General features: G+C 72.8%; 27 protein-coding genes. 12 read left to right on the top strand and 15 right to left on the bottom strand.

Translation table 11 applies throughout. The features are described 5' to 3' along the window. Positions 1 to 40 precede the first annotated feature (40 nt). A complete protein-coding gene (locus tag ML5_RS28190; RefSeq protein WP_013477105.1) occupies positions 41 to 622 on the top strand; it encodes a dihydrofolate reductase family protein in 582 nt (193 codons plus the stop codon). Between the two features lie 113 nt (positions 623 to 735). Here ML5_RS28190 and ML5_RS28185 read toward each other — a convergent pair whose 3' ends face one another. Both ML5_RS28185 and ML5_RS33330 read right to left on the bottom strand, forming a co-directional pair. Next, a complete protein-coding gene (locus ML5_RS28185) occupies positions 736 to 1,716 on the bottom strand; it encodes a hypothetical protein (protein WP_013477104.1) in 981 nt (326 codons plus the stop codon). Next, complete coding sequence (locus ML5_RS33330) at positions 1,631 to 2,203, bottom strand: DUF664 domain-containing protein (protein ID WP_369751998.1); 573 nt, start codon at positions 2,201 to 2,203, stop codon at positions 1,631 to 1,633. The genes ML5_RS28185 and ML5_RS33330 overlap by 86 nt, the downstream gene beginning before the upstream one ends. A 22-nt stretch (positions 2,204 to 2,225) precedes the next feature. On the opposite strand from ML5_RS33330, the gene ML5_RS28175 reads away from it, so the two are divergent. Further along, the gene (locus tag ML5_RS28175) at positions 2,226 to 2,978 is read left to right on the top strand and encodes a GNAT family N-acetyltransferase (protein WP_013477103.1); all 753 of its coding nucleotides are present in this window, start codon (positions 2,226 to 2,228) and stop codon (positions 2,976 to 2,978) included. A gap of 60 nt (positions 2,979 to 3,038) precedes the next feature. Here ML5_RS28175 and ML5_RS28170 read toward each other — a convergent pair whose 3' ends face one another. Continuing rightward, positions 3,039 to 3,740: a hypothetical protein gene (locus tag ML5_RS28170; protein WP_236619310.1), complete on the bottom strand. Its 702-nt coding sequence runs from the start codon at positions 3,738 to 3,740 to the stop codon at positions 3,039 to 3,041. Between the two features lie 165 nt (positions 3,741 to 3,905). Between ML5_RS28170 and ML5_RS28165 the strand changes: the two genes are divergently transcribed. Together ML5_RS28165 and ML5_RS28160 are read left to right on the top strand one after the other, a co-directional pair. After that, positions 3,906 to 4,649 carry an SDR family NAD(P)-dependent oxidoreductase gene (locus ML5_RS28165; RefSeq protein WP_013285894.1) on the top strand — a complete coding sequence of 248 codons (744 nt, stop codon included), beginning with the start codon at positions 3,906 to 3,908 and terminating at the stop codon, positions 4,647 to 4,649. A 110-nt stretch (positions 4,650 to 4,759) separates the two neighbouring features. Continuing rightward, the gene (locus ML5_RS28160) at positions 4,760 to 5,137 is read left to right on the top strand and encodes an MmcQ/YjbR family DNA-binding protein (RefSeq protein WP_176739821.1); all 378 of its coding nucleotides are present in this window, start codon (positions 4,760 to 4,762) and stop codon (positions 5,135 to 5,137) included. 97 nt (positions 5,138 to 5,234) lie between these two features. Here the strand turns inward: ML5_RS28160 and ML5_RS28155 are convergent, their stop codons facing one another. Continuing rightward, complete coding sequence (locus tag ML5_RS28155; RefSeq protein ID WP_013477100.1) at positions 5,235 to 5,702, bottom strand: SAM-dependent methyltransferase; 468 nt, start codon at positions 5,700 to 5,702, stop codon at positions 5,235 to 5,237. Positions 5,703 to 5,802: 100 nt separating this feature from the next. Between ML5_RS28155 and ML5_RS28150 the strand changes: the two genes are divergently transcribed. The 4 genes from ML5_RS28150 to ML5_RS28130 all read left to right on the top strand — a co-directional run bounded on the left by ML5_RS28150 (position 5,803) and on the right by ML5_RS28130 (position 8,814). Beyond that, entirely contained in the window at positions 5,803 to 6,660 is an 858-nt protein-coding gene (locus ML5_RS28150; protein ID WP_013477099.1) for a PhzF family phenazine biosynthesis protein, read from the top strand. A gap of 270 nt (positions 6,661 to 6,930) precedes the next feature. Continuing rightward, complete coding sequence (locus ML5_RS28140; RefSeq protein WP_013477097.1) at positions 6,931 to 7,299, top strand: YciI family protein; 369 nt, start codon at positions 6,931 to 6,933, stop codon at positions 7,297 to 7,299. Between the two features lie 351 nt (positions 7,300 to 7,650). Next, positions 7,651 to 8,397: a hypothetical protein gene (locus ML5_RS28135; protein WP_013477096.1), complete on the top strand. Its 747-nt coding sequence runs from the start codon at positions 7,651 to 7,653 to the stop codon at positions 8,395 to 8,397. 9 nt (positions 8,398 to 8,406) lie between these two features. Next, positions 8,407 to 8,814 carry a VOC family protein gene (locus ML5_RS28130; protein ID WP_013285901.1) on the top strand — a complete coding sequence of 136 codons (408 nt, stop codon included), beginning with the start codon at positions 8,407 to 8,409 and terminating at the stop codon, positions 8,812 to 8,814. A 90-nt stretch (positions 8,815 to 8,904) separates the two neighbouring features. On the opposite strand, the gene ML5_RS28125 is transcribed toward ML5_RS28130, so the two are convergent. Together ML5_RS28125 and ML5_RS28120 are read right to left on the bottom strand one after the other, a co-directional pair. Beyond that, entirely contained in the window at positions 8,905 to 9,294 is a 390-nt protein-coding gene (locus ML5_RS28125) for a VOC family protein (protein ID WP_013285902.1), read from the bottom strand. Between the two features lie 26 nt (positions 9,295 to 9,320). Further along, positions 9,321 to 9,515, bottom strand: a complete 195-nt coding sequence (locus tag ML5_RS28120) for a hypothetical protein (RefSeq protein WP_013477095.1) — start codon at positions 9,513 to 9,515, stop codon at positions 9,321 to 9,323. A gap of 213 nt (positions 9,516 to 9,728) precedes the next feature. On the opposite strand from ML5_RS28120, the gene ML5_RS28115 reads away from it, so the two are divergent. Further along, positions 9,729 to 11,120 carry an alpha/beta hydrolase gene (locus tag ML5_RS28115; protein WP_369752324.1) on the top strand — a complete coding sequence of 464 codons (1,392 nt, stop codon included), beginning with the start codon at positions 9,729 to 9,731 and terminating at the stop codon, positions 11,118 to 11,120. A 12-nt stretch (positions 11,121 to 11,132) separates the two neighbouring features. Here the strand turns inward: ML5_RS28115 and ML5_RS28110 are convergent, their stop codons facing one another. The 5 genes from ML5_RS28110 to ML5_RS28090 all read right to left on the bottom strand — a co-directional run bounded on the left by ML5_RS28110 (position 11,133) and on the right by ML5_RS28090 (position 14,756). Continuing rightward, entirely contained in the window at positions 11,133 to 12,194 is a 1,062-nt protein-coding gene (locus tag ML5_RS28110; RefSeq protein ID WP_013477093.1) for a hypothetical protein, read from the bottom strand. A 33-nt stretch (positions 12,195 to 12,227) separates the two neighbouring features. Next, positions 12,228 to 12,548: a PadR family transcriptional regulator gene (locus ML5_RS28105; RefSeq protein ID WP_013477092.1), complete on the bottom strand. Its 321-nt coding sequence runs from the start codon at positions 12,546 to 12,548 to the stop codon at positions 12,228 to 12,230. 41 nt (positions 12,549 to 12,589) lie between these two features. Further along, on the bottom strand, positions 12,590 to 13,087 hold the full coding sequence (locus tag ML5_RS28100; protein ID WP_013477091.1) for a YcxB family protein: 498 nt from the start codon (positions 13,085 to 13,087) through the stop codon (positions 12,590 to 12,592). A 95-nt stretch (positions 13,088 to 13,182) separates the two neighbouring features. Continuing rightward, positions 13,183 to 13,926, bottom strand: a complete 744-nt coding sequence (locus ML5_RS28095) for a cyclopropane-fatty-acyl-phospholipid synthase family protein (protein WP_013477090.1) — start codon at positions 13,924 to 13,926, stop codon at positions 13,183 to 13,185. 53 nt (positions 13,927 to 13,979) lie between these two features. Next, the gene (locus ML5_RS28090) at positions 13,980 to 14,756 is read right to left on the bottom strand and encodes a hypothetical protein (RefSeq protein ID WP_236619309.1); all 777 of its coding nucleotides are present in this window, start codon (positions 14,754 to 14,756) and stop codon (positions 13,980 to 13,982) included. A gap of 305 nt (positions 14,757 to 15,061) precedes the next feature. On the opposite strand from ML5_RS28090, the gene ML5_RS28085 reads away from it, so the two are divergent. Further along, positions 15,062 to 15,937, top strand: a complete 876-nt coding sequence (locus ML5_RS28085) for an alpha/beta fold hydrolase (protein WP_013477088.1) — start codon at positions 15,062 to 15,064, stop codon at positions 15,935 to 15,937. A 24-nt stretch (positions 15,938 to 15,961) separates the two neighbouring features. Here ML5_RS28085 and ML5_RS28080 read toward each other — a convergent pair whose 3' ends face one another. The 3 genes from ML5_RS28080 to ML5_RS28070 form a co-directional block, all read right to left on the bottom strand. Further along, positions 15,962 to 16,567: a YdeI family protein gene (locus ML5_RS28080; RefSeq protein WP_013477087.1), complete on the bottom strand. Its 606-nt coding sequence runs from the start codon at positions 16,565 to 16,567 to the stop codon at positions 15,962 to 15,964. Positions 16,568 to 16,596: 29 nt separating this feature from the next. Further along, entirely contained in the window at positions 16,597 to 17,007 is a 411-nt protein-coding gene (locus tag ML5_RS28075; RefSeq protein ID WP_013477086.1) for a hypothetical protein, read from the bottom strand. Positions 17,008 to 17,169: 162 nt separating this feature from the next. After that, the gene (locus tag ML5_RS28070) at positions 17,170 to 17,826 is read right to left on the bottom strand and encodes an HAD family hydrolase (RefSeq protein ID WP_013285913.1); all 657 of its coding nucleotides are present in this window, start codon (positions 17,824 to 17,826) and stop codon (positions 17,170 to 17,172) included. Positions 17,827 to 17,888: 62 nt separating this feature from the next. Between ML5_RS28070 and ML5_RS28065 the strand changes: the two genes are divergently transcribed. Then, entirely contained in the window at positions 17,889 to 18,470 is a 582-nt protein-coding gene (locus ML5_RS28065) for a carboxymuconolactone decarboxylase family protein (protein ID WP_236619308.1), read from the top strand. A gap of 234 nt (positions 18,471 to 18,704) precedes the next feature. Then, positions 18,705 to 19,349 carry an alpha/beta fold hydrolase gene (locus ML5_RS28060; protein ID WP_013285915.1) on the top strand — a complete coding sequence of 215 codons (645 nt, stop codon included), beginning with the start codon at positions 18,705 to 18,707 and terminating at the stop codon, positions 19,347 to 19,349. Between the two features lie 17 nt (positions 19,350 to 19,366). Here ML5_RS28060 and ML5_RS28055 read toward each other — a convergent pair whose 3' ends face one another. Beyond that, entirely contained in the window at positions 19,367 to 20,605 is a 1,239-nt protein-coding gene (locus ML5_RS28055; RefSeq protein ID WP_013285916.1) for an MFS transporter, read from the bottom strand. Positions 20,606 to 20,614: the final 9 nt, after the last annotated feature.

Raw genomic sequence — 20,614 nt, 5'->3', positions numbered from 1 at the left:
GCCCGCTAACTTGAGGGCACCCAAGGCAGAGGAGAGGCCCGTGGGCACTGTCGTCATGTACAGCTCGGTGTCGGTGGACGGCTTCGTCGCGGACGAGAACGACCAGCCCGGACCTCTGTTCGACTGGTTGACCAGCGGTGACGTCCCGCTGGACGCCAGCGGTGTGTTGAGGGTGTCGCAGACGTCCCACGACTACATCCGGCCGTACTGGGACCAGATCGGGGTGACGGTCGTCGGCCGGCACGTCTTCGACCTGACCGACGGCTGGGACGGGAAGCCGCCGAGCGGGATCGACCACGTGGTCGTCGTGACGCACCGGCCGGCGCCCGAGGGCTGGGACGCCGAGGCGCCGTTCCACTTCGTCGACGGCGTCGAGGCAGCCGTGACCAAGGCGCAGGAACTCGCCGGTGACCGCATCGTCGAGGTCGCCGCCGGCGACGTCGGAGGCCAGGTGCTCGCCGCGGGCCTGGTCGACGAGGTGCGCATGGATGTCGTACCCGTGGTGCTCGGGTCCGGCAAACGCTACTTCGGGTCGGTCGACGCGCAGCACCTGCTGGAGGATCCCGACGTGGTGATTCAGGGCAACCGGGTGCTTCACCTGCGCTATCGGGTGCGCCGTTGACCGCTCTGATCCGCGGCTGCCGACACCGGCGTCCACCCACCACACGCGCTGGTCGCCGGCGGCAGCGGACGCGCGTCCGACGCCGGACGGGTACGGCCGGCAGGGCGGCGCCGTCAGAGCAGTGCGAGTTGGCCCGGCATCGGCTCGTCGTCGAGGCGAGCGCCGAGCTGCCACAGCCGGAGCTGATCGTCCTCATGATGACGGGTGAGCCATCGGCCTGGCCGGTACGAGGGGTGGACCGCGCCGGATCCGTGGTAGTGCGGGTAGCGCACCTGGGAGCGGCACCGGAGGCTGAGCGCCGACAGCAGTAGATGACCCTCGGCGTCGTTCGGCAGGTCTGCGGTGTTCAGAGCGGCGAGGATCAGCTCCTCGCTCAGGAACACCGCACGGTCCACGTGTCGGCAGCTCGGGAGGCTCGGCGGCGTGCCCGGCAGGTCTTCCAGGTGTCGTTCTGTGAGGACGGCACCGGAGGCGACGTCGCGGACGGACAGGAACCCGTCGAGCGTCTGGGTCACGTAGCGGCCGCCTGCCGGGCTGAAACCGGCGAGACCGCCACCGGCCAGCGGCCGGGACACGATGCGCTCGGCGTCGAGCCGGATGAGCATGGCGCGTGACCGGTAGGGATCGAGCAGCGTCAAGCCGGTCCAGACGCCCTCGGGTGAGTGCATGAACCAGGCGGCCTCGGGACCGGGCAGCGGCGTGCGATGGATCTCCGCGCCGCTCACACCGTGGACGGCGACAAGTTCCGCGGTGTCGCCCAGACGGATCCAGAGGACGTTGTCGCCGTCGAGGTGGAAGCCGGCGCCGGCGCTGCCGCCGAGCCGATCCCAGCTGCTGCGCCACCGAACCGTGCCGTCGTGGTCGAGCACGACGATCTGATGCGCGTCGCCCGCCGCGACGAGTCGACAGGTGGCACTGACCGTCATCGGCGGGTCGTCGAGAGGCGCCGCCAGTCGCGTCACGCGACGCAGGTCGTGGTCGAGCAGGTTGACGGTGACGCTGTCCCGCTCAGTGACCGCCCAGCCGAGGCCGGTTGCCTCCGTGACATGCCGCATGCCGGGCAGCCGCACCTGGTTGATCAAGCGGGGTTGCATCGCGGCAGCATAGAGCCGTTTCGGCGAGCCCGTCGGGCCGTCTGCGCGGACGCCCGTGCTGCATACCGCACTCGTCGGGCTCGGTGCAGCGTGGTCCCAGCCCGGTGCGCCCGTCGATCAGCTCGCGTACGGCGTCCAGGTGACCGGCGTGCCGAGCGGTCTCCTCGATGACGTGCAGAACGACCCGTCGCAGGTCGGTGGCCTGCGACGCCAGCGTCTCGTCCGGAAGACCTCGCCACGATCTCGGACCACAAGCGAGATGATTCTCGACGCCCGGCCGTACGCGATTGACACGTCCAGGTCGGGAAGGGCAAGGTTGCAGTCGGCCACGCGCACCGCGTGGGCACTCTGCATGAAGGACTGACGCCTGTGATCCGGGTAGGCCGAGCGGCCGCCTGAGTGTCGACCACGCGACTGACGACCGTCGCGTGCCTGCGACACGGCGGGGCGGCCCGACGTTTCCTCCGCCCGTCGCAGCTTCTCTCATGCATCGAGGTTTCCCGTTGAGCATGGATGCCCGCATCCAGCAGTCCGTCGTCGTCAACCTGTCCCGCCGGCCCGCACCCGTCGAGGTGGGGCCCTTCGTGATCGGGCTGGACCCGACGACGACCAGCCCGTACGTCAACTACGCGACGCCGCGTCCCGGCGCCGCCGTGACCGCGGCCGACGTCACCGCCCTGGTCGCGGCATTCCGCGCCGCGGACTGCAAACCCCGTCTGGAGTACGTCACCAGTTGTGCCCCCGATCTGGAGGCGCTGCTGACCGCCGCCGGCTTCACCGTGGAAGCCCGGCACACCTACCTGGTCTGCGTGCCGGGCACGCTGGCGTCGCCACCCGTGCCGGGCCAGTTGAGCCTGTGCGAACCGGGTACCGACTCCCGGCGCGCCGCGCTGATCAGGGTGCAGAACGAGGCCTTCGGCGGCGATCCGGTCGCCTCCGAGGCCGACGTGGCTCGCCTGCGGCGCCAGCAGGACGCCGGGGGCGTGGTCGTCGCGGCAGTCACCGAGGGCGGTGGCTGCGCGGGCGGCGGCGGTGCGGCCGCACCGGTCGGCGCGGTCAGCGAGGTGGCAGGCATCGCCGTTCGCGCGCCGTACCGCCGCCGGGGACTGGCTTCTGCGATCACCGCCGAGGTGACCCGGCGGCTGTTCAGCGCCGGTACGGAGGTCGCCTGGCTGGAGGCCGGCGGTGCGGAGTCGTGGCGGGTCTACGAGCGCGTGGGCTACCGGCCCGCCGGTCAGCGGCTCTACATCGCCATGAACTGAGGACGGAGGAGCCCGGGCCGGGTGACTCACCCCCCCCTCGCGCCCCGGCGTGAGGGGGGATCAGGCGGTCAGCTGGTTCGCGTCGAGCCAACGTCGCCAGCTCACCCGGGTGACATTCCGCTCCGGGTGCTCGGCCACGTGGAGGACGAACTGCGCCCGCAGCCGAACCAGTGGATCGTCGGCGTACGTCAGCGTCTCCACCTCGTGGAAGAACAGCGGGTCGGAGAAATGACGGACCAGGCCCGCGTACATCCAGTCCTTGCACCGGTACGGGCGCCTCAGCGCCGCGAGGGTCAACGCGGCGAGCTGTGGCTCGACGCCCTCCGGGACGCCGGCGCGACGGAATCGGTGCAGGAGCACCTCCTTCGTCCCCCAGCGGGACCACATCGACGACTCCCGCGCTCCCCACTCGTCGGGATGGTCCGTCTCCCACTGCAGGTACAGGACGGCGTACGGCGCCCACCGGGCGCGTCTGTCGAGGTCGTCGTCAGGGGAGTCCCGGAAGGCGCCGAGAGGAGCATCGATCGTCTGCCCTTGATGCCGGCAAAGGCGGGCGTGCGCCTCGTCCATCGCCGCCTGGAGCCGAGCCTGACTGGACCTCGACCGGTAGTGCGCCGACCACAGGCCGTTCCACTCGTCCAGCGCGTCGCTCGCCGCGGCGAGGGCTGCCTGGTGACGGGCCAGCGCCTGGTGGCGCGTGCCCGGGTCGCTCGCGACCAGGTCGAAAAGCCAGGAGTAGTCACCGCTCGGCTCCACCAGCATCATGGCAGCTTGCCATCCGCGCCCTTCCGGGAAGCAGCGGGAGACAGAGGTTCGGGAAGAGGAGGTGGATTTCAGCCAGGCCGCTCGTGACGTCCGTGCGGCGTCGCGAACGCGGCGTCCGATCCCCGCCGGACAGCCGGCCCGTCGTCGACCAGGCTTTCCCGCATGAACAACGCACTCGACGGCAAGGTAGCTCTCGTCACCGGCGGTGGCCGTGGCATCGGCGCGGCGGTGGCCCTGCGCCTGGCCGAGGACGGCGCCGACGTGGCGCTGACGTTCCAGCAGAATCAGCGACGCGCCGACGACGTGGTGGACCGGATCAGGGCCGCGGGTCGGCGGGCGATCGCCGTGCGGGCCGACAGCGCCGACCCGGCGGCGGTGATCGCGGCGGTGGACCGGGCGGTCGGTGAGCTGGGCAGGCTGGACATCCTGGTCAACAACGCGGGCGCGTTCCTGCTCGGGCCGCTGGAGCAGTTGAGTCTCGACGAGTTCGAACAGACCGTCGCGGTCAACGTCCGGGCGCCGTTCGTCGCGACGCAGGCCGCGGTGCGCCACATGTCGGCCGGTGGACGGATCGTCAACATCGGCAGCAACACGGCCGAGCGGACGGTCTTCCCGGGCTTCTCGCTGTACGCGATGAGCAAGACCGCCCTGATCGGCCTGACCAAGGCGCTCGGGCGCGAACTCGGCGGCAGGGCGATCACCGTGAACCTGGTGAACCCCGGTGCCACGGACACCGAGCTGAATCCGGCCGACGGTCCGAACGCCGACACGATCAACGGGTTCACCGCGCTCGGCCACTACGCGCAGCCGGCCGACGTGGCCGCCGCGGTGGCGTTCCTCGCCGGCCCGGACGGGCGCTACGTCACGGGGGCGACTGTGAACGTCGACGGCGGATTCACCATCTGACCATCGGGAACGGCCGGGGTCGTGACCGGGCGCTGGTGGCCTGCCCACCGCGGGGCGGAGCGGCGGCTAGGCTGTGCCGGTGTGGAAGGCGGTGTCCCCTGGTGACCGTCATGGTTGACGCGGACGACGTCCGCCGGGTGGCGCTGTCGTTGCCCCACGTGGTCGAGATCGACAGCGACGGCTTCGACTTCCGGGTCGCGGGCAAGGGGTTCGTCTGGTCCTATCCCGAGCGGACGCCCGGCAGACCGCGGCGCATTCGCACCGACATCGCCGTGCTGTACGTGGGCGACGAGGCGGAGAAGCAGGCGTTGCTCCTCGGCGAGCCCGACCTCTTCTTCACCACGCCTGCGTACGACGGGTCACCGCTGGTCATGCTGCGGCTGGCGCACGTCGGCGTCGAGCGTCTGACGGAGCTGGTCATCGACGCGTGGCGGATGCGTGCCCCCGACTCGTTCGCCGGTGACCCCGACGAGGCCGCCGGCGGGTGACGCCGGCGATCGGGCTTCGTCGAACCAGACCTTCTCGACGAGGGTCGCGTGCTTCACCAGACCCGGCAGCGTGGTCCGGGAGGCAGGCAGAGACCTGCTACGGCTGGAAGTATTCGGACATCATGCTGCTGACCCATTCCGGCTGCCGGACGTTCGCGGGGACGAACTCCTCGAGCACCGGTTTCAGGTCGATGACGGGCGTGCCTGACACGGCGTCGAGGCCCACCACCGTCAGTTCGCGGCCGTCGACGGACTCGATCCGGCAGCACGTCACGCCGATCCGGTTCGGCCGGCGGGGGCCACGGCCGGCGAACACGCCCATCGGCGGCAGGTCGGCCCGGCCCCGGTAGGGGCGGGGCTCGCGGTGGTCGCCGTCGTCCGGGAACCGGTCGAAGACGAACAGGACCTCCACGTGGGAGAACTCCTCCAGACCCTGGAGACATGCCTCGCCGAAGCGCTCGTCGACGACGATCGTGCTGCGGACGGCACCCCAGTTGTCGCTGTGCTGGATGTCCGTCCGGTCGTTGCGGACCGTGCCGATCGCAGTGATCTCGAAGCCGCTCATGACCGGAGACTAGTTCCGCATCGATCGCTCCGGGGCCCCGTGTCGCCGTGAGCCGGTCACGGGGCAGACGAGCCGGACGGCCGGCGCTAGGCTCATGATCATGGACGTTCTCCGATACGCGGCGTTCACCGCCGACCCCGCCGGTGGCAACCCGGCCGGTGTCGTCCTGGACGCCACCGGTTCGGGCGACGCCGAGATGCAGCAGGTGGCGGCGCAGGTCGGCTATTCCGAGACGGCGTTCCTCGTGCCCGCGGGCGGGGACGGCCGGTTCACTGTGCGCTACTTCAGCCCGAAGGCGGAGGTGCCGTTCTGCGGCCACGCGACGATCGCGTCGGCGGTCGCGTACGCCGAGCGGCACGGCCCCGGCGTGCTGCACCTGGACACCCGCGCCGGACTGGTCGAGGTCGCCACGAGCGTGCAGGCCGACGGCACCACCACCGCCACGCTGACCAGCGTCGCGCCGCGCACCGAGCCCATGAGCGCTGAGGACCTCGCGGTGCTGCTCGCCGCACTGCGCTGGTCGCCGGACGATCTCGACACGACGCTTCCGCCGCATGTCGCGTACGCCGGGGCCTGGCATCCGATCGTGGCCGCCGCGACCCGGCAGCGCCTGGCGGACCTGGACTACGACATGGCGGCGTTGAGCGCGCTGATGGCCGAGCGTGACTGGACGACGATCGACCTGGTGCACCGGGAGTCCCCGCTGGTGTTCCACGCGCGCAACCCGTTCCCGCCCGGCGGTGTGGTCGAGGACGCCGCGACCGGGGCGGCGGCCGCCGCGTTCGGCGGCTACCTGCGCGAGCTTGGCCTGGTGCAGCCGCCCGCGACCGTGACCGTGCGGCAGGGCGAGGACATGGGGCGTCCGAGCCTGCTCACCGTCGCCATCCCCGCCGGACAAGGTGCCGGGATCGCGGTGACCGGCACCGCCGTGCCCATCCCTGAGGAGGACGTGCGATGAGGCCGGACCACTACGACGGTTTCGTCACTTCGACGGGCAGCGGGCCACGCTCACCTACTGGCACCGGCCGTTGCACGCGATGACGAAGGCGTTCACCGGCGCGGGTTTCCGCCTCTCGGTGATCAGCGAACCGCCCTCCTCACCCGACACCCCGCACCGGTCGCAGAGCGACTGGACCCACTGGGTCCATGACGTCGGATACCGGGCGGCTCGTTCGTAGTACGGGTGAGAGGCGGCCTGACCGGGCCGCCCGGACAAGGGAGTCATGGCATGCCGCGGTACCTGATCTCGTTCAACGACGGCGCGATGGACCACATCCCCGTCGAGGAGATCCCCGAGGTGGGCAAGGACGCGCACGCGGTCATCCAGGAGGCCGTGAACGCGGGCGTGTTCGTGTACGGCACCGGGCTCGAACGCCAGCAGGCGAGCATCGTCGGTACGGACGGGTCGGTCACCGACGGGCCGTTCCCGGAGACCAAGGAGGTCATCGGCGGTTTCGTGGTCCTCGACGTGGCCTCACGCGACGAGGCGCTGAAGTGGGCTGCCAAGATCGCCGTCTCGTGCCGCTGCGCCCAGGAGGTCCGGGAGATCATGCCCGACCCCGAGACGGAGGCGATGCTCCGCGCGGCGGGCCGGTGACAGGTCCGAAGCCGACGCGATGACGGGTGGGCGTGGCACCCGGACGGCAGCCACGCCAACCATGATCGTTAGCCAGGTCGCGGCAGTCGTCGAACCGCACCGGGAAAGACGCCCGGCCCGCTTGCGTGAACTCGGGAACGAGTCGCTGCCTCTCGGTGCGCGTCGGATGGCCGGGTGCGGCGAAAACCGGTTGGCGGTCCCGGCGAGCGCTGCTAGCTTGCCGATGGCCGTGCCGGAGAACGAGGGAGGTGGTACCCGTGACCGCAGTATCGACATGGGTGCTCCCCTCGGGGGTCACGGCCGGGCGACAGGTCGTCCGGGAGCGCCGTCGCACTCCCGAAAGGCACGACCATGCGATTCGTCTCCGACCAGCGCCTCGCCGACGGCGTCCGCGAACGTGAGTTCACTCTCGGCGAGATCCCGGGCATCCTGTGGACGCCCGCATCCGCGCCCACGTCGGCCCCGCTGATCCTGCTCGGCCACCCGGGCGGACTGCGCCGGATGTACCCCCGGCTGGTGGCCCGGGCCCGCGACTGCACGGCGCAGGGCGTCGCGGCGGCCACCCTCGAACTGCCCGGCGGCGGGGACCGGCCCGCGTCCGCCGCAGCCGAGCAGGCCCGCGCCGACCTGCGGCGGGCACTGTCGGCAGGCGAGCCGGTCACCGACGACATCGTCGACCGGCTCGTCCTGCCGCTGGTGGAGAAGGCGGTCCCGGAGTGGCGGGCCGCGCTGGACGCCCTCTTCGCACTGCCGGAGATCGGCGGTCCGGTCGGCTACTCCGGCGGGGTGATCTCGATCGGCGTACGGCTGGCGGTGGTCGAACCCCGCATCGTGGCCGCGGTCCTGTTCGCCGGGAGCTTCGTGCCGCGAGCGATGTTCGCCGAGGCGCGGCGGGTCACCGTCCCGCTGCACGTCCTGTTGCAGTGGGACGACGAGGGCAACGACCGGCAGATGGCGCTGGACCTGTTCGACGCCTTCGGCTCGGCGGAGAAGACGCTGCACGCCAACATGGGCGGGCACACGGGCGTACCGCGGTTCGAGGGGGAGTCCGCGAACCGGTTCTTCGGCCGGCACCTGCGGACGCCGCCGAGCTCATAGGGTGGACGCATGACGCCCGTGACCGGACTGGACCACGTCGTCATCGCCGTGTCCGACTGGCGGGCCGCCACCGACTTCTATCGCGACGTCGTCGGCGCCGAGGTGATCGGCGTCGGCGGCGACCGCGTCGCCTTCCGGATCGGCCCCCACCAGTTGAGCGTGCACGGGCCGGGTCTCGACCTCGGCGGCAACGTCGCCCGAGTCCCGGTCCGCCCGGGCAACAGCGACATCTGCTTCGTCTGGGCGGGGCCGATCGAGGAGGCGGTGGCGCACCTGCGGCGGCACGACGTCGAGGTGGAGACGGGACCGGTCCGGCGGGTCGGCGCCGGTGGCGCCGGGACCAGCGTCTACTTCCGCGACCCGGACGGAAGCCTGCTGGAGTTCATCTCCTACCAGGATTCCTCGCAGCAGCCGTAGGTCCTTGCGCCACCAACTCGCGGTCCAGCTGTGCCAGGGGCCGCCGGGGTGCGTGGAGCGCGCGGAGCCTCGACGCCCGATCTCGGTGCGTCACGCGGACCCACCCACCGGCGACGCCCAGGTGGGGCGCCGGATCAGGCAGAACGGGTGGCCCGCCGGGTCGGCGTACACGTGGTCGCCCGGCAACCGCCGCGCGCCCAGGGCGAGCACCGCCTCGCCCGCCGCGTCCTGGTCGTCGACCATCACGTCGAGGTGCATCTGCTGCGGCACGGCCGGATCCGGCCACGTCGACGGCGTCAGCCCGGGGGCGCGCTGGAACGCCAGCCCGGACGCCGCCGTACTCGCCGACACCACGGTGAAGTCGTCGTCCGCGTACGTGATCGGGTCGCCGAGGACCGCGCTCCAGAACCGCGCCTCGGCCATCGGATCCGGGCAGTCGACGATCAGATGGTGGAGCCGCCCGAGCGGCACAGGGATCACCCCGTTCCTGGCCGTGCTGCCGGGCGTCAGCTCAGCCGCAGGTCGTGCTCGTCGAGGGCGGCCTCGATGACGCCCAGCGCCTTCGGTCCCATGCCGTGCAAGCGGGCCAGATCCGCGCGCGGCACTCCGGCGAGCTGGCGCAACGTGGTGTAGCCGGCGGCGGTCAGCGCCCGCGTGGCCGGTGCGCTGATCTTCGGCAGGCGGTCCAAGGACGAGGTCATCGCCCGATGCTAGACCGCCGGCACCCGGCCCGATGCCCCCGCGAGCGCCCGGCCGGCAGATGCGGACTCGCCTCCGTCGATGCGGCACTCGGGGCGGCCTCGGGGAAAGGCCCGACGGGTATATCGGGGCGTTTCCGTATGGGACTCGGGTGGAGTGCCGCTGAAGAATCGATGAGCATCCAGACACCGGGAGGTGCCGTGTTCCGACGTACCATGGCCGTCGCTCTGGCCGCGCTCACCGTCCTGGCGGGACTGCCCGGCGCGGCGCGCGCCGGTCTTCCGTCGCAGCGGCTCGTCTGGGGCGAGTGCGCCGACGACCTGCCGGGCGTCCCGCCGGATGAGCGCGTGCGGTGCGCCCGGCTCCGGCTGCCGGTGGACTGGGCCCGGCCGAACGGCCCGGCGTTCGACCTCGCCGTGGCACGCCGGTCCGCGCGGCTGCCGGAGCAGCGGGTGGGCACGCTGGTGTTCGGGCCGGGCGGGCCCGGCGACTCGGGGGTGGAACGCATCCGCAGGGGCGACCGGTTCAGCGACGAGTTGCTGGACCGGTTCGACCTGGTCAGCTTCGACCCGCGTACCGTGGCCCGCACCGCCGCGCCCGTCTGCACGCCGGATCCGGCGTTGCGCAGGCCGCCCGTCCCGCTGGCCGGCCAGGCCGACTTCGACGCCGCCGTGGCCTACAACCGGGCGCTGTGGAGCCGGTGCCGCCCGACCAGCCCGGTGTTCGACCACGCCGACACGCTCAGCACGACCCGCGACCTCGACGCGCTACGGCGTGCGCTGGGGGAGCGGCGGCTGTCCTTCCACGGCAGCTCGTACGGCACCCTGCTGGGCCAGCAGTACGCCGAGCGGTACCCCGGCCACGTGCGGGCCGTCGTGCTGGAGGGCGTGTTCGACCACAGCCTCGACGTGCGGTCCTTCGTGCGGACGCAGGCCGCCGCGTTGCAGGACGCGTTCGACGAGTTCGTGTCCTGGTGCGACAGGTCGGCGGACTGTGTGCTCCACGAACGGGACGTGCGATCGGTGTGGGCGCGGGTGCTGGCCCGCGCGGACCGTGGGGAATATGCCCCCCGTACCGCCTTCGACGTCACCGCCGTGGCGCTCGGTATGCTCGCCGGCCCGCGCTGGCCGCAACTCGCCGCGATCGTGCGGGACATGGACGCCGGTACGCCGCCACCGGAGGTGAATCTCTCGATCTCGGTCGCGGCGTTCTGCGCGGACTGGCCCGCCGAGGTACGCGACTACGCCGAGTACGCCGGCCTGGTCCGGGAAGCCAGGGCCGCCGCCCCGGACGTCCGGTACGGCGCCGGTCTGCTGGCCGTGCAGACCTGCCTGGGCCGGCCGTCCCCGGTCCGTAATCCGCCGCACGAGCTGAACGTGCACACCCGCACGCCGCTGTTGCTGCTCAACGCCCGGCACGATCCCCGTACCGGCTACGCCTGGGCGGTGAACGTCGCCCGGCAACTCGGCCGGCACGGACGCCTGGTCACCTACGAGGGCTGGGGCCACGGCACCTACCAGCGCAACGACTGCACGACCGCCGTGGTGGACCGGTACCTCGTCGACCTGACGGTGCCCGCCCCCGGCACGCGATGCCCGGCGAGCTGACCCGGCACGCCGCTAGACCGCCGGGTCTGGTGCCCCGGCGAGCGTACGGCCCGCCGGGCGCCGGTGCGGCAGCGCCGCCAGGCCCAGCGCGAGGAGCAGCAGGACCGCACCGAGCAGGAACGGCAGCGACAGGGTGGGCTGGCCGAGCCACTCCCACGGCACGTGCCAGCGGGCATGCGGCTCGCTCAGGTGGTGCGTGAGCATCAGCGGCGCGCTCAGCAGGATCGGTGCGGCCCAGAACACCATCGCGACGCCGTACAGGACCTTCGCCGGGCCCTGCACCAGCGGGTGCCGTCCCTCGGTGCGGCGGCTGGCCCAGCCGAACAGCACCCAGCCGCCCAGCGTGCCCAGCGCGAAGGCGAGCAGACCGGCGGGGTAGGCGGCGGCGGGGGTGGCGCGGCTGAGGGCGAGGCTCATCGAGCCCTCGGCGTTGATCTGCACCGCGAGGATGTGGTCGCCGCGATCGGCGTACACGGTGATGTCGGAGGGGATGGACGCCGGGTCGCACTGCGGACTGCCGGGGATGCAGCCGTACGCGTCGGTGTGGACGGGCGCGCTCCGCTCCCACCCGGCGGCGTCCAGGCGTTGCCGCAGGTCGGTGAGGCCGCCGGCCGGTGCCTGGTCGAACGACGCGGTCAGCTCGGCCAGCGCGTACTCGCCGCCGTCGCCGAGGAGCAGCTCGGACAGGAGATCCTCGCCGAGCGGGTGGCCGTAGATGAGGAACACGGCGGGCGGGTCGTCCTGGTCGATATGGCTGACCTGCCGGTCCGGGTAGAGCTGCCCGACCACGGCGGCGAGGTCCCGGTGGTCGAGCGGGCGGGAGCCGAGCCACGCGAGCCAGGTGCCGAACGACGCGGCGAACAAACCGCAGACCACCGCGAAGACCGCAGCCCAGGCCACCACGGAACGGCTCGCCGGCCGTCCCAGCCGGGCACGCAGACCATGACGTACGAGATTCGCCGCGACCCGGCCACGCCGGTGGGCCGAACCGACGTCCCGTACCGTCTCCAGGATCTCGGCCCCGCGCGCGCGGCGATAGTCACGGGGGTAGGCCAGCAGCAGCCAGCGGTGCATGGGTTTCTCCCTACGGTGCCGCGACGGCGGGGGTCAGGCGGGGCGAGGGCGCAGAGCGCGCAGCCGGGTCTCGGCGGCGGACGCGAGCTGCCGCAGCCGCTCGGTCTGGTGTGCCAGTTCGGCCCGGCCGTCGGCGCGCAGCCGGTAGTAGCGGCGCAGCCGGCCGTCGACCACCTCTTCGTGGCTGAGTTCGACGAGGCCCTGCGCCACCAGCCGGTCCAGGGCGGCGTAGAGCGTGCCCGGCAGCAGGTTGACGCGACCGCCGGACAGGCCGGCGACCTCCTGGATGATCCCGTAGCCGTGGCGCGGCTCGTCGGCCAGCGCGGTCAGGATCAGGAAGGTCGCCTCGCGCATCTCACTCACCGAGGCAACATATACAGCCGATCAATACATGGTCAACGGTCGCCGAGGAGGTGCCGCTCGGCCATGAAGGCGCGCAACGTCCCGGCGTCCTCGGTGGACATCAGCCAGCGGGGGATCACCGTGGCCGGCATCCGCCCGACGTACACGATCCAGAAGTCAGGCGTCTCGGTGACGCGCGTGACGCCGTCCCAGGCGATGCCGCCGGACTCCGAACCGCTGCGCATCATGATGTTGCGGTCGTCGATGTCGTAGCCGCCCTCGACCGCGTAACCGCCGGAGCGGCGCCGGGCCCGCCACCGCACCCACGGTGCGTACAGCATCGACAGCACGCCGGCCACGATCAACGCGGTCCACAGCGACGCGAAGCGGCCACCCCGCTCCGACGCCTGCGAGGCGACCCACCCGATCACCCCGATCGCGGCCAGGGCCGCGCCGATGTAGCCGAACCGGCGCAGCCGGGCGGCGGCCAGCGCGGCGGCCACGCGGGCCGGATAGGCGGGGTCGGCCGGTACGGCGAAACGGATCTGCATCGGCACCGAGGACCACCCACCGGACTCGTGTTCTGGACGGCGGGAGCGCTGCCCCGCGACGACGTGCGGGTCCACGGTACCGGGGCTTCCGACTCTCAGATCCGGCGCAGCACGAACGTCACGAAGCCCAGCATGTTCCGGTACCCGCGCAGCCACTGGTCACGGTGCTCGCGGGCGGCCGTCAGCGCCCCGGCGGCGTCCGGGTGACCGGGGTTGTCCAGCGCCCACTCGGTGAGCGAACCGGTCCACGACCACTCGTAGTCGTCCCACTCGGTGGTGTCGCTGACGTGCGCGTACACCGGGGCCCAGCCCGCCTGCCCGGCGGCGTCGACCAGACCGGCGAGGTCGGCGTGGTCGTCCGGTTTCGCGCCCAGCGCCGCCAGCGCGTCCGACGTCGGCGGCACCTGCCAGAATCCCTCACCCACCATCAGGATGCCGTCGGGGTTCACGTGCCGGCCGGCCAGCTCCAGCGCTCCACCGAAGCCGCCGAACGCGTGCGTCGACCCGACGCAGAGCACCAGGTCGTAGTCGCCGTCCGGCACGTACGACCGGGCGTTGCGCTCGTGCAGCGTGAGCCGGTCGGCGAGGCCGCGTTCGGCGGCGGCCTCGGCGGCGCGTTCGAGCGCGTACGGGCTGAGGTCCACGCCGTCGGCGTGCCCGTCCGGGTAGTGCGCGAGGGCCTGCAACGCCCAGGCGCCCTCGCCGCAGCCGAGATCGAGGATCCGGGCCGCCGGCCGCCGGCCCGCCCGGCGCAGCAGCCGGTTGAGGTTGAGACCGGAGATCGGGGCCGCGATCGGGTGGTGCGAGTGCGCGATGCTGCTCAGGCGTTGACGGTCCATCGCCGCAGTCAACACGAGGACTGCGGACCCGCGCACGCGGGTTGCCGCGCCGGTCAGTACCGGCAGACGATCGTGGCGTCGTCGGTGGCGACGCCCTCGCGCGCCTCGGCCTCGCGCACCCGGCGGACGACCTCGGCGGGGCCGTCGGTCTCCAGCAGGCGCAGCAGCCCCGGCCAGCCGGTCAGGCCGAAGGTGTCCACGAGGCGGCTCGCGCCGTTGCTGAGCAGAGCCGTCGCGCGGACGTCGTCGGCCGGGCACTCGCCGGTGACGGCCTCGCCGGCCACCCGCGGGTCGTCCTTGGCGACCCAGAACCCGCCCGGACTGTTCCGCCGGGCCCGCAGCTCCATCAGCAGCCGCCGGTACTCGTCGCCGCCCTCGGGCACGTCCTTCAGCCGCTCCTCGAAGGACCGCGCGATCACCACCTCACGCGGATCATGGGCGGCGACGGGCTCACCAGAGGCCCGGCCGATCAGCGCGACCGCGTCGCCGAGGACCAGGTGCTCGACGGTCCCACCGGAGAACCGGAGCATCGCCACCGCCGCGAACGGGCTGATCGGATGGGCGACGTCGCACGTGTCGCGGTGCGCGTCGGTGACGTGCTCGATGCCCTCGGCCAGCACGTCGCGCAGGCTCCGATCCTGGGACAGCGCACCGAGCAGCGCGCCGCCGAGCCGGGTCGCGTACCAGGCGATGCCGTGACGGCAGACCTCGTCCGCGCCGGCGATGCCGCCCGCGCCGTCGACCAGGACCATGCCGCACGGTACGGCGCCGGCGAAGTCCTCATTGGCCCGGCCCGGATGCCCCGCGTCGGTCGCCATCGCTACCCGCATCGGCTCATCATGCCGGGACCGGCCGGAACGCGATGCCCCTCGCGCCTTGATCTGCAGTGTGGTTGAGGTCCTGGCGTCGTGGGCACCCGACCACTGCCGGAGGTAGACCACCATGACGACGCCGAACCTGTCCGACGCCGAACTCGCGGGCCAGCCGGCCTCCTACTGGACGGGCATCGCGGGCGACCTCCCACCGTCGGCTCGTTCGAGCGTACGCCCGGCTCACCCCTGTTCAGCCGCCGGTAATTGTCCCGGGCCGCGGCGATTCGGCAGTACGGGCGCGGCCGGGCGGCCAGGATGAGGTGATGCACGCCAGTCAGAAGATCCGCCACCGGTACGCCGACGTCGACGGTCTGGAGGTGTTCTTCCGCGAGGCCGGCCGCCCCGGCGACCCGGCGGTGCTGCTGCTGCACGGTTTTCCCAGCTCGTCGCACACGTTCCGCGAGGTCATGCCCACACTCGCCGAGGTCGCGTACGTGCTCGCGCCGGACCTGCCCGGCTTCGGCATGTCGTCGTCGCCCACAGTCGCCGAGTACGACTACACGTTCGAGAACCTGTCGTGGACGGTCGAGCGCCTCCTCGGCCGGCTCGACGTGGACCGCTTCTTCGTCTACCTGCACGACTTCGGCGCGCCGGTCGGATACCACCTGGCCACGCGCGCCCCGGGACGGATCCGTGGCCTGATCGTGCAGAGCGGCAACACGCACGCCGACGGGCTCGGCGCGCAGTGGGACACCGCGCGGGCGTACTGGGCCGACCCGGGCGAGGCCACGCGCGCCGCGCTGCCGGACTGGCTGACCTTCGACGGCACCCGGGACCAGTACCTCGCCGGGCTGCCCGAGCACGTACGCCCGTTGCAGGCGCCCGAGGCGTGGCACCTGGACTGGGAACGGATGACCCGGCCCGGCAACGTCGAGGCGCAGTTCGCGCTGTTCACCGACTACGCCGCCCACGTCGCCCGGTTCGGCGAGATCGCCGGGTACCACAGCGCCCACCAGCCACCGGCGCTCGTGCTGTGGGGCCGGCACGACGCGTACTTCGACGTGGACGAGGTGCTCGCGTACCACCGCGCGCTCGACCGGATGGACGCGCACATCTACGACGGCGGCCACCTGCTGCTGGAGACGCACGCGGCCGAGTGCGCCGCGCTCATGCGCGCGTTCGTCCTCGACAACTCGTGAGACGTGGCGGGGGCGCCCGCGACGTCACGGCGTGGTGGAGGGCTTCGCCTTCTGCGGGTGGATCGTCTCGTGGCGGGCCAGCATGGCGACGAACTCGCGGATCTTCCGCTCCCGGGTCTCCGCGCGCTTGACCGCGTTGAGCCGGTGGATGAGCGTGAACCTGTTGGCACTGGTGAGAACGTCGAACATGGCCTGGGCAGCGGGCTCGGCCGCGACGGCGGCGAGCAGGTCGGCGGGCACCTCGGCCTCCGACGGCGGTGCGTACGCCGCCGCCCACCGGCCGTCCGCCTTCGCGGCCTCCACCGCGGCCCGGCCCGCCGGCGTCATCCGACCCTCCGACTCCAGCCGGGCCACGTGCGCGACGTTGCGTTGCGACCAGGAGCTGCGCGCCCGGCGCGGGGTGTACCGGATCCAGGAGCTCTCGTGGTCGCGCTTGCGGCCCTGCCCGTCGATCCAGCCGAAGCACAGCGCCTCGTCGACCGCCTGCTGCCAGGTCAGCGTGGTGATCGTGCCGCCCTTACGGCCCAGCGCGAGCCAGACACCGGGCGACGTGTCGTGGTTGGCGGACAGCCACGCGCGCAGCGCGTCCGCGTCGGGCACGATCAGCTCGTCCAGCTCGTCGCTCGCCATGGCCGGAAGGCTATGCCAGGGGTACGACGCTAAGGCCGGGCGCGCGGCTCAGCCGCCCGCCGGCCGCCGTCGGGCGACGGGTGGGCCGCCCGCCGAATCCGCCGTCCGGCCACCAGCATCGCCACGCCTGCGCCGGCGAGCCCCGCGCCGATCAGCCCGGCCACGATCCCCGCCGCCGGATCGCGCTCACGGAACGCGTACGTCACGGCCGAGGTCAGGATCGGCGCACCGAGGGCGATCGCCATCCACCCGCCGAGGATGTCCGCCTTGTCGGCGAAGGCGTTCGTGGTGACGAGGACGAGCAGAACCATGGCAGCGGCGACGCTGACGAGGAGCAGCGCCGCGAGGATCAGCGCCGGGTCGCGGGGGAGCAGCCCGGCGGCCGCGGCGAGCACGTAGACGATCGCCGCCGCGATGAGGTTCGCGAGGACGTTCGTCATCACGTTCGCGGCGAACCTGCGCAGGCCGCCGCGCCCGGTGTCGTCGTCGCTGATGGCGTCCCCCGATCGCCGTCGATGCCTTCGACGACGAGGCTAGGGCGACCGGGCGGCCCGGCACAACGCCCGGCGCCGGCCGGTGCGGTCACGACGTTCGCGACCGGCCTAGCCGCCCGCCGCGTTGTGCCGCGCGACCAGATCCGGCAGCTCGTCCAGCGAGTCGATGCGGAACAGGCACCGTTCGGCGACGTCCGGCATGTCGAGGATGTGGCCCCACGGTCCGCGCCGGATCAGGCACGCGGTCATGCCGGCGGCCATCGCCGGTGCGGCGTCGTTGTCCGGCCGGTCGCCGACGTACAGGATCGCCGATGCGTCGCCGCCGCCCTCGCGGACGACCCGGTCGAAGAACTCCGGCGCCGGTTTCGCCACGCCCCAGGCCGCCGACGTGCCGATCACGTCCACCGCCAGGTCGAGCGCCCGCAGCGTCGCCTCGGCGTGCTCCGGCTGGTTGCCGGCCAGGCCGACGCGCAATCCCTGCTCCCGCAGGGCGGCCAGGCACGCCCGCGCGTCCGGGTAGAGGTCGTCGGCGCCGAACGACTCCGGGTCGCCGGCCGCGACCCGGCGCGCGAGTTCGGCGGTGAGGTCGAAGTCCGGCCGGAACGCCCGGAACACCTCCTGGTAGTCCAGCCCGCGGGCGATCACCGCGCCGAAGACCGCGGAGAACGTGTGCCGGGGCACGCCGAGCCAGTCCGCCCAGGTCGCGAACTCGCGCGTCTCGTCGAGGATCGTCCCGCCCACGTCGAAGAAGACCGCCCGGATCATTCGCGGATCGTACTGTCGTTGATCAGCCTGTGGGGGGCGCCCGGGTGGCGCAGACTGCCCGCATGAATGCCGCCTTCCTCCCCGAACCGCCGCAGAGCCCGGCGGCGAAAGCCGCCTACGAGGACGACCTCGCCTCCGACGGCTACGTCAACAACCTCACCCGCGTCTGGTGCTGGCGACCCGACGTGCTGATGTCGTTCCAGAACACCCGCACCGAGCTGCTGTCCGAGTCCACGCTGTCCTCGCGTGAGGTGGCGGTGCTGGTCGCCGCCACGGCCGCCGCGCGGGGCGACTCGTACTGCTCGCTGGCCTGGGGCGCGCGGCTGGCCGGGATGAGCGACGAGGAGACAGCCGCCGCGGTGCTGCGCGGCGACGAGGCGGACCTGTCGGAGCGGGAGACGGCGCTCGCGGACTGGTCCCGCCGGGTCGTGACGGACCCGAACGCCACCACCGAGGCCGACACGCGACGCCTGCGCGAGGCCGGCCTGAGCGACCGGGAGATCTTCGAGGCGACCACGCTGATCGCGTTCCGGCTGGCCTTCTCCACAGTGAACGACGCGCTCGGCGCGCGGCCGGACGCGCAACTGGCGGAGAAGGCGCCACGGCTCGTCCGGGAGGCGGTCACGTTCGGCCGCCCGGTCTGAGCGAGCGGCCCTCGGCCCCGGGCCGCGCCTCGACCGGGGCGGTCTCGGGGCACCGGCCCGCCCCGGCTCGCCGCCCGCTGCCTCTACCTCGACCGGATCGAGAACACGATCGGGCGGCGTCAGGTCGTCACCCGCATCGAGGCGTTCCGCGACGAGCTGCCCGCCGCCCGGGTGCCCCGGGCGTGTCCGCACCGACGGCCACTGCATGTCGTACCGGTGTGGGAGGGTCCGGGCATGACGACGTTCGTACTCATACACGGCGGCGGGGGCAGCGCGTGGGACTGGCATCTGGTGGTTCCCGAGCTGGCCGCCCGGGGCCACGATGCGGTGGTGCCGGAGCTGCCCATCGGTGACCGGTCGGCGCGGTTCGCCGACTTCCGCCGGACGGTGGTCGACGCCGTCGGCGGCCGCGACGACCTCGTGGTGGTCGGGCACTCGTACGGCGCGTTCACCGCACCGCTTGTCGCCGACCGGTTGCCGGTGCGGCTGCTGGTCCTGCTCACCCCGATGATCCCGCGGCCCGGTGAGAGGCCGGGGGAGTGGTGGGGCAACACCGGCTACCGCGAGCCGGAAGGGCTCAGCGAGGAGCAGCAGTTCTACAACGGCGTGCCGGCCGAGATCGTCGCCCGGGCGCCGGCGCACGGCCGGGAGCAGGTCAGCGCGGAGTGGGACGAGCCGTGGCCGCTGGCCACCTGGCCGGCCGTGCCGACGGCGGTGCTCATCGGCCGCGACGACCAGTTCTTCCCCGCCGACTTTCAACGCCGGGTGGCCGCCGACCGGCTCGGCGTGGTTCCGGACGAGATCGACGGCGGCCATGCGGTGGCGCTCAGTCACCCGGGTCTGCTCGCCGACCGGCTGACCGCCTACCTGGCGTCCTGACCGTCCGGCCGCCGGTCCTACGAGACCGCAACGGCCGGGCGTGCGGGCTCCGGGTCGCGCGTGTGCCGGCGCGTCGGCAGCAGCAGCGGCGTGCCGAGCAGCAGCACCCCGGACACGGTGATCGCGGCGAGCGGGCCGACGACCGTGGCGAGGACGCCCCACACGGTCATCAGCGCGGCCTGGGTGAGCCGGCCGGTGACGCTCCACGCGGTCAGAACCTGCGCGGTGTGCGCCTGCGGGGTCCGGCGCAGGCGCTCGGTCGCGTAGATCGGGTTGAACACGCCCATGCACGTGATGAGCACCCACTCGACGGCGATCACCGTCAGCAGTCCGCTGATCCCCGGATGGGTGAACGCGAGACCGAGCGGGACGGTCGACCGCAGCCAGCCGGACACCGTCATCGCCCGGTGCCGTCCGTACCGCCGCACCAGGCGCGGGCTCAGCCGCGCGCCGAGCACGCCGCCGAGCGCGGACACGCCGAAGACCAGCCCGTACTGCCACGCCGCCACCCGGTACCCACCCAGCAGGAGCACGGCGAGCAGCGGCGCGGTCGCCATGATCAGGCCGCCGACCAGCACCGAGTTCAGGAACAACCGCCACAGCACCGGGTCGCGGCGCACGAACCGCCAGCCTGCGCCCAGGTCGGCGACGCGGGAGGCGCCCGCCGGGTCACGGGGCGCCACCGTGTCGCCGCTGCGGATCCGCCGTACCGCCAGCGCCGACAGCAGGTGGCTCACGGCGTCGGCGGTGATGGTGACGACCGGGCCGAGCAGCCCGACGAGCGCGCCCCCGAGCGGCGGCCCGGCCGCCGTCGCGGCCCAGCTCGCCGCCTCGAACCGTCCGTTCGCCGCCAGGAGCCGATCACCCCGGACCAGACTCTTCAGGTACGCCCCGGACGCGGCGGTGAACGTGATCGCGGCCGTCCCGCAGACCACCGCGACGACGAGCAACTGGCCGTACGACAGCACCCCGAGCGCGTACGCGGCCGGCACGCTCGCCAGCGCCGCGAACCGGACCAGATCCGTCGCGATCATCACCGGCAGCTTCCGCCGGTAGGCCACCCACGGCCCGAGCGGGACCGCCAGCACCGCCGCCACTGCCAGCCCGGCCGCCTCCAGGAGCGACACCGCGAACGCCGACGAGTCCAGCACCCGCACCGCGATCAGCGGGAACGCGCCGAACGCCAGCCATGTGCCGTACGTGCTCACCGCGTACGCCGACCACAGCCACCCGAAATCCGAACCCAGCTTCCGCACGCCGCCCCC

The organism is Micromonospora sp. L5, from assembly GCF_000177655.2.
Taxonomy (GTDB): Bacteria; Actinomycetota; Actinomycetes; order Mycobacteriales; family Micromonosporaceae; genus Micromonospora; species Micromonospora aurantiaca.
The sequence above is the reverse complement of the archived record's forward strand: the minus strand, read 5'-3'. Positions and strand labels throughout refer to the sequence as shown.

Bases quoted from the DNA above. Each gene is read 5' to 3' on its own strand.
- ML5_RS28075 (WP_013477086.1), bottom strand. From the start codon at position 17,007: ATGACGAACGTCCTCGCGAACCTCATCGCGGCGGCGATCGTCTACGTG.
- ML5_RS28130 (WP_013285901.1), top strand. From the start codon at position 8,407: ATGACGCCCGTGACCGGACTGGACCACGTCGTCATCGCCGTGTCCGAC.
- ML5_RS28105 (WP_013477092.1), bottom strand. From the start codon at position 12,548: ATGCGCGAGGCGACCTTCCTGATCCTGACCGCGCTGGCCGACGAGCCG.
- ML5_RS28065 (WP_236619308.1), top strand. From the start codon at position 17,889: ATGAATGCCGCCTTCCTCCCCGAACCGCCGCAGAGCCCGGCGGCGAAA.
- ML5_RS28175 (WP_013477103.1), top strand. From the start codon at position 2,226: ATGGATGCCCGCATCCAGCAGTCCGTCGTCGTCAACCTGTCCCGCCGG.
- ML5_RS28185 (WP_013477104.1), bottom strand. From the start codon at position 1,716: ATGCAACCCCGCTTGATCAACCAGGTGCGGCTGCCCGGCATGCGGCAT.
- ML5_RS28085 (WP_013477088.1), top strand. From the start codon at position 15,062: ATGCACGCCAGTCAGAAGATCCGCCACCGGTACGCCGACGTCGACGGT.
- ML5_RS28160 (WP_176739821.1), top strand. From the start codon at position 4,760: ATGGTTGACGCGGACGACGTCCGCCGGGTGGCGCTGTCGTTGCCCCAC.
- ML5_RS28150 (WP_013477099.1), top strand. From the start codon at position 5,803: ATGGACGTTCTCCGATACGCGGCGTTCACCGCCGACCCCGCCGGTGGC.
- ML5_RS28155 (WP_013477100.1), bottom strand. From the start codon at position 5,702: ATGAGCGGCTTCGAGATCACTGCGATCGGCACGGTCCGCAACGACCGG.
- ML5_RS28165 (WP_013285894.1), top strand. From the start codon at position 3,906: ATGAACAACGCACTCGACGGCAAGGTAGCTCTCGTCACCGGCGGTGGC.
- ML5_RS28095 (WP_013477090.1), bottom strand. From the start codon at position 13,926: ATGGACCGTCAACGCCTGAGCAGCATCGCGCACTCGCACCACCCGATC.
- ML5_RS28140 (WP_013477097.1), top strand. From the start codon at position 6,931: ATGCCGCGGTACCTGATCTCGTTCAACGACGGCGCGATGGACCACATC.
- ML5_RS28090 (WP_236619309.1), bottom strand. From the start codon at position 14,756: ATGCGGGTAGCGATGGCGACCGACGCGGGGCATCCGGGCCGGGCCAAT.
- ML5_RS28060 (WP_013285915.1), top strand. From the start codon at position 18,705: ATGACGACGTTCGTACTCATACACGGCGGCGGGGGCAGCGCGTGGGAC.
- ML5_RS28120 (WP_013477095.1), bottom strand. From the start codon at position 9,515: ATGACCTCGTCCTTGGACCGCCTGCCGAAGATCAGCGCACCGGCCACG.
- ML5_RS28070 (WP_013285913.1), bottom strand. From the start codon at position 17,826: ATGATCCGGGCGGTCTTCTTCGACGTGGGCGGGACGATCCTCGACGAG.
- ML5_RS28110 (WP_013477093.1), bottom strand. From the start codon at position 12,194: ATGCACCGCTGGCTGCTGCTGGCCTACCCCCGTGACTATCGCCGCGCG.
- ML5_RS33330 (WP_369751998.1), bottom strand. From the start codon at position 2,203: ATGAGAGAAGCTGCGACGGGCGGAGGAAACGTCGGGCCGCCCCGCCGT.
- ML5_RS28115 (WP_369752324.1), top strand. From the start codon at position 9,729: ATGGCCGTCGCTCTGGCCGCGCTCACCGTCCTGGCGGGACTGCCCGGC.
- ML5_RS28080 (WP_013477087.1), bottom strand. From the start codon at position 16,567: ATGGCGAGCGACGAGCTGGACGAGCTGATCGTGCCCGACGCGGACGCG.
- ML5_RS28170 (WP_236619310.1), bottom strand. From the start codon at position 3,740: ATGCTGGTGGAGCCGAGCGGTGACTACTCCTGGCTTTTCGACCTGGTC.
- ML5_RS28135 (WP_013477096.1), top strand. From the start codon at position 7,651: ATGCGATTCGTCTCCGACCAGCGCCTCGCCGACGGCGTCCGCGAACGT.
- ML5_RS28100 (WP_013477091.1), bottom strand. From the start codon at position 13,087: ATGCAGATCCGTTTCGCCGTACCGGCCGACCCCGCCTATCCGGCCCGC.